Annotated in this window: 5 protein-coding genes; all 5 read left to right on the top strand. The window is 33.7% G+C overall.

The features are described 5' to 3' along the window. Positions 1 to 1,547 precede the first annotated feature (1,547 nt). The 5 genes from B1R93_RS06145 to B1R93_RS06125 all read left to right on the top strand — a co-directional run bounded on the left by B1R93_RS06145 (position 1,548) and on the right by B1R93_RS06125 (position 4,256). Positions 1,548 to 2,018 carry a helix-hairpin-helix domain-containing protein gene (locus B1R93_RS06145; protein WP_088103058.1) on the top strand — a complete coding sequence of 157 codons (471 nt, stop codon included), beginning with the start codon at positions 1,548 to 1,550 and terminating at the stop codon, positions 2,016 to 2,018. A gap of 54 nt (positions 2,019 to 2,072) precedes the next feature. Next, the gene (locus tag B1R93_RS06140; protein WP_088103057.1) at positions 2,073 to 2,432 is read left to right on the top strand and encodes a VOC family protein; all 360 of its coding nucleotides are present in this window, start codon (positions 2,073 to 2,075) and stop codon (positions 2,430 to 2,432) included. A gap of 148 nt (positions 2,433 to 2,580) precedes the next feature. After that, positions 2,581 to 3,048: a GNAT family N-acetyltransferase gene (locus tag B1R93_RS06135; RefSeq protein WP_088103056.1), complete on the top strand. Its 468-nt coding sequence runs from the start codon at positions 2,581 to 2,583 to the stop codon at positions 3,046 to 3,048. Positions 3,049 to 3,243: 195 nt separating this feature from the next. Continuing rightward, positions 3,244 to 3,729 (top strand): RNA polymerase sigma factor, encoded by a 486-nt coding sequence (locus tag B1R93_RS06130; protein ID WP_245308201.1) that lies wholly within the window; start codon positions 3,244 to 3,246, stop codon positions 3,727 to 3,729. Further along, a complete protein-coding gene (locus tag B1R93_RS06125; RefSeq protein WP_088103054.1) occupies positions 3,726 to 4,256 on the top strand; it encodes a zf-HC2 domain-containing protein in 531 nt (176 codons plus the stop codon). The genes B1R93_RS06130 and B1R93_RS06125 overlap by 4 nt, the downstream gene beginning before the upstream one ends. The last annotated feature ends 690 nt before the right edge of the window (positions 4,257 to 4,946 follow it).

The raw sequence follows: 4,946 nt of genomic DNA, 5'->3' as shown, positions 1-4,946 counted from the left end.
AAAGAAAGTGAGAAATAAGTATTTCCTAAAATGATTTTGTTACTACTAAAGGGTGCAATGATTTAGTAAATCATAAAAATCAGGTAAAATCCTTATTGAATTAACGGGTGCGCGCGACAAGTTCTGTTATAAGCGCTAATCAGCGTGAAAGACAGGAAGTTTATTAGATTTAAGCTTTAACTTTACTACGGAGGATAGGAATGACGAAACCATGTTTTCTGAAACTATCCCATCAATACTCCTGCATGCGTCCTGACTGACAGGTCATGGGGTGTGAAGCACAGGTAGATTCGGCAGAAGGAAGGCTAGAGCCATTCCACAGGAAAAGGTATGCCAACTGATATGCCGCATGGCTGAAAAACTAGATAGGGTGAGAATGTTCCAACATAAGGAACTGACGAACTTCTGAATGTACGGGTCTAAAGTTAGATCATAGAGGAAACCTATGTCCCATCCATCGATGGGGTGAGTGGTGTAGAGTAAAAATGCACCCTCTGAAATACACTATACCGAACAATGGCGGTATCCAGCTCACAGGCTTACAGGAAGCACCTACGTCTAGAATGTATAGCTACGTTGTAAGGTACTTGGAAAGCAAGGAACGTTGAAACAAGAGCTGTCACTCGAAACGTTTGCTATAAGGCATGGTTGAAAAGCATTTATCCTTGTGAGGGTAGGGGTATGACTGAAGAACCTCCTGTAATGGGAGTGGAGGAATAGCCCCAAGTCTAGCGAAATGGAATGATTATTTTCCAAGCGTTCATCGCACCGATCGGGTAGGAATGTGGGGATTTCCACAGTGCGAGCTCTTAGTAGGAAGGCATAAGACAACTCCTGTCTATGGGTAACGAGGAACTTATAGTCTAGACAGACCGTTAGATGGAGCGCGAAATGACGGGAAACTGTCATGTTTCGTGTGGAGCAGGGGAAAAGCTGGAGATAACTTCAAACGCTTACCTATTGCTAACATTCCTTTAACAAGGGATGTTCATTTTCTTATTGAAGTAACGGTGCAGTTTAATGGAATAAGAAGGTATTGTTGGGGTTGTATAATTAAGTAAATATCCAGTTAAATCCAATAATAATAGGTGAATTAATTTAAATTGAGGGGTAATAAAATTGAGAATAACAGGGTTAATCTTGGGAGTTATAGCTGGTCTATTCAGTATTTTTTTGTGGATTGTATTAGTTTTTTATAATCCTTATACAACTTCAAATTCTGAAGCTATGGCAGGTACTACATTTGCTATGTTATTTCTTCCCTGCTTGTTTAGCAATTATTTCTTCTTTAATGCATAAAAAATATCTCATGTTAATCGCATTTATTTGGTCTTTGCCAGTCAGTTTGTACTTAATGTTTACACCTGGAATCTTTGCTTGGTTTATTGCCTCATGTATTATTTATTTCATTTGTTTTCTTATTATGCTATTAACCAAGAATAAAAGCGTAATCAATTCATCAAGTATATTCAAATAATGGGTCGATTGCTCAATTAGGGCATTCGCTTCTTGTGCTAAAGGGCAGTAATCTTCAAGGAGGGGAGTTTTTGGGTCTAAATATCAAATTGCCACTAACACATGAGGAAAAATTAAAACTTAGAAAAGCTAAAGTCAAAATAAGCGAAATACATACTCTTAGTGAAAAACAAATAGTTCATATGTTAAGCATTTCACTAGAAAAAGCTCAGGTTTTAAAGGGGTTGGCCGAATTTCAAACTGTCCCTTCTATTGGTTATAAATTAGCTGAAAAGTTGGTTTTTAAGTTGAGTGTTTTTTCTTTATCGGATATTAAGGATAAGAATGGTGCTCAACTTTTTGACCAATTAGAAAAACAATTAGGTGTATGGACTGACGGTTGTGTTGAAGACCAAATTCGTTGTGTGATTAACCATGCCAATAACCCCAAGAGTAGTAAACAGTGGTTTGATTTCACTGAAGAAAGAAAAGCATATCGAGAAATAGTAGGATATCCAGAAAATAGACCTATAAAGGCTTGGTATGAGAAAAATGAGATTTAAAATTGAAATTGAAGAAGCTTTTTATTAGTAAATACTATTGAGGAGGAAAGCAAAATGAAAACAAGACTTTTACATGTACGTGCTAATGTTAAAGATTTAAAAAGGTCTGTAAACTGGTATAAAGAAGTTTTAGGTTTTACAGTTGCAGCTTCATGGCCTCCTGAAAAACCTAATTACGTTCATTTTGAACATGAAGGGGGAGCGATGTTTTCTGTAATGGAGCATGAAAATAATCCTTCGCCTGGACGTTTTAATTTCTATGTAGATAATGTAGATGAACTGTGGGATAAATTAAAAGATAAAGCTGAAGTATTAGAAGAATTATTCTCAACACCATATGGGAGTAGGAAGTTTACTATACTTGATATAGATGGAAATGAATTGGGCTTTGTACAAGATAATATTTCAAAGTGAAGAGTTATTGTATTTAACTAAACCAGTTGATAGAAGCTCCTCTTATTTCACTAAAGGGTAGCTTATCTGGAATAAGAAATTATACCTTTGTTCAGGTAAAGGTGCAGGTTAGTTGCAGTAGAATTAATGTTTAAAGGAAGGAATAATAATGAATATAAGACTTGCTGAAGCAAAGGATTTTGAGCAGTTAACAAAAATGAGATGGGATTTTACAATTGAATACGATGAAAGTAAAAAAATTGCCCAGACTCCATTTGATGATTTTGAAAAAGAATGCCAATCTTTTTTAGAGAATGCACTTAATAGTGGTCAATGGTTTATCTGGGTTGCCGAGGAAAATGGAAAAATCGTATCGCATATATACATAGAATTAATACATAAAGTACCACGCCCTGGTAGAGTAACATATCCATTTGCTTATATGACTAACGTATTTACTATTAAAGAATTTAGAAACAAGGGTATTGGGAGTATGCTACTTTCCAGAATAAATGAGTGGACTAAAGAAAAGAGATATGAATTTATCATCGTATGGCCAAGCGATTATAGCATTAATTATTATAAGAAAAATGGTTATATTCATTGTACAGAGCCTATGGAATATTTTCCTTCTTGAACAAACGATGCAGGGATGTTGAATAAGTTATATAAGGAATATTAATAAAACAGTGCTAAGAAAGGTATTCTAATTTGCAATTGTAAATAAATGATATGATTTAAAGGCAGACGTAATTTGTGTGCCAATTTTTTTGTGATTTTTTTGTAACAAAACCCCTTTAACGTAGTCATATTTATGAAAGGAGGTAGAAATGTGGCAGAATTTGAGGGTATATACTTCAAATATTTTAGAGATGTTTATTCGTTTGTATTATCACTAAGCCATAATGAAAAGGTTGCTGAAGAGATAACACAGGAAACATTTTTTAAGGCATTAAAGAGTATTGATAATTTCAATGGCAATTGCAAAATAAATGTATGGCTATGTCAAATAGCCAAAAATACCTACTTTACCCATCTCAACAAACAAAAACGTTATGATACAGATTATGTAGAAGAGAAAGCAAGTGAGAATAGTATTGAAACGATGATACTAAATAAGGAGGAGACTTTCCGCATTCATAAGGTCTTGCATTGCTTAGATGAACCTTATAAAGAGGTATTTACTCTAAGAGTTTTTGGTGAACTATCCTATAAACAGATAAGCCAGCTCTTTGAGAAAACGGAGAGTTGGGCAAGAGTCACATTTCATCGAGCTAAACAGAAAATTCAAAGTAAGTTAAAGGAGGAATGTAAATGAGTAAGTTCTCATGTGAAATAATTAAAGATTTACTTCCATTGTATTATGATAATATATGCAGTGAGGATAGCAAGAGAGTGGTCGAAGAACACCTTGTTGAATGTGATGGGTGCAAAAGAGAACTGGATAGAATAGAAGATGAAATTATAATTCCCAAAAAAGAAATTGAAAAAAATAAAAATGATGGCAACGCTATTAAAAACATATATTCTATGTGGAAACGTTCAAATGTAAAATCCTTTTTCATAGGAGTAATTATCAGTGCTTTACTGTTTTCTCTTATTATTGGGGTATTTTGGTTTGTTACAGGAATATCATTATTGTATGTACCAACCAATGCGGTAGACATAAAAGTCATAAAATATTTATTATTAACTTCATTTGTAATTTCGCTGTTTTTTGATTGGAGAAAATATAGAAAGAATGTTGAAAAAGCAAAAGGTGAAGAAGAAATAAGACAGAAATTCGTGCCATTTTTAATGTCAATAATTCTATTTCTTATTTTTCTTGTAACACTTATTTATTAAGCTAAAGGAAGCGATAACGAAAGAAGCTGTCGCTACTTCTGTTCCAGTAATGGCGAATGTAGCTTACTTTTATGACCATGAAACCAGCCAAATTGAACCCACTGAATATAAAAATCTTAATTCTTATTTAATTGACTTAGGCTTGACCCCATATTAAATTCTTGATTGTGTACTCGATTTGTGAATTATTACACTTCAACTAAAGGGTGCGTTACTTTAATAGCAAATCGACTTTATTTCCATATAAGAAGCCATTCTTAAGTAAAAAGAATGGCATTAAAGTCTTTGTGTATGAATTTCAATTATTGATACAATTTCGTTAAATGTATATTTATGATTCACAACATCGACAGTAATTAAAGGGTGCTTTCCTGTAATAAACAGGGAAGCTTTTTTCTTTTTGTAAACACACAAAAGGAAATTAATGTTAAAATTAAATTGACAATTATTCAAGTATCGGTGCAGTTTAGTGAAACTTTATTATTCTTAAAACCGTAAAGAAGTAATAAGAAAAGTCGTATTATAAGGGGATAAAGATGGGTATAGGCTCTTGGATTGGAATCGGTATTGCTGTGGCTGTTGCGATAGGTTTATTTGGAAAGTCGAAAAAGAAAAAATCAATTTAATTCATCGATATGAAGGGACGCTCTATTTTGCTAACGGGTGCGTTGCTTAAATGAGGCGCTGGTT

Origin of the sequence: Halalkalibacter urbisdiaboli (assembly GCF_002156385.1) — a bacterium.
Lineage (GTDB): Bacteria > Bacillota > Bacilli > Bacillales > Bacillaceae_D > Halalkalibacter_A > Halalkalibacter_A urbisdiaboli.
This window is presented reverse-complemented; position numbering and strand designations above follow the sequence as displayed.

What these genes read in the sequence shown, in the direction of transcription:
- B1R93_RS06140 (WP_088103057.1), top strand. Translation starts at nt 2,073, where the DNA reads ATGAAAACAAGACTTTTACATGTACGTGCTAATGTTAAAGATTTAAAA.
- B1R93_RS06135 (WP_088103056.1), top strand. Translation starts at nt 2,581, where the DNA reads ATGAATATAAGACTTGCTGAAGCAAAGGATTTTGAGCAGTTAACAAAA.
- B1R93_RS06125 (WP_088103054.1), top strand. Translation starts at nt 3,726, where the DNA reads ATGAGTAAGTTCTCATGTGAAATAATTAAAGATTTACTTCCATTGTAT.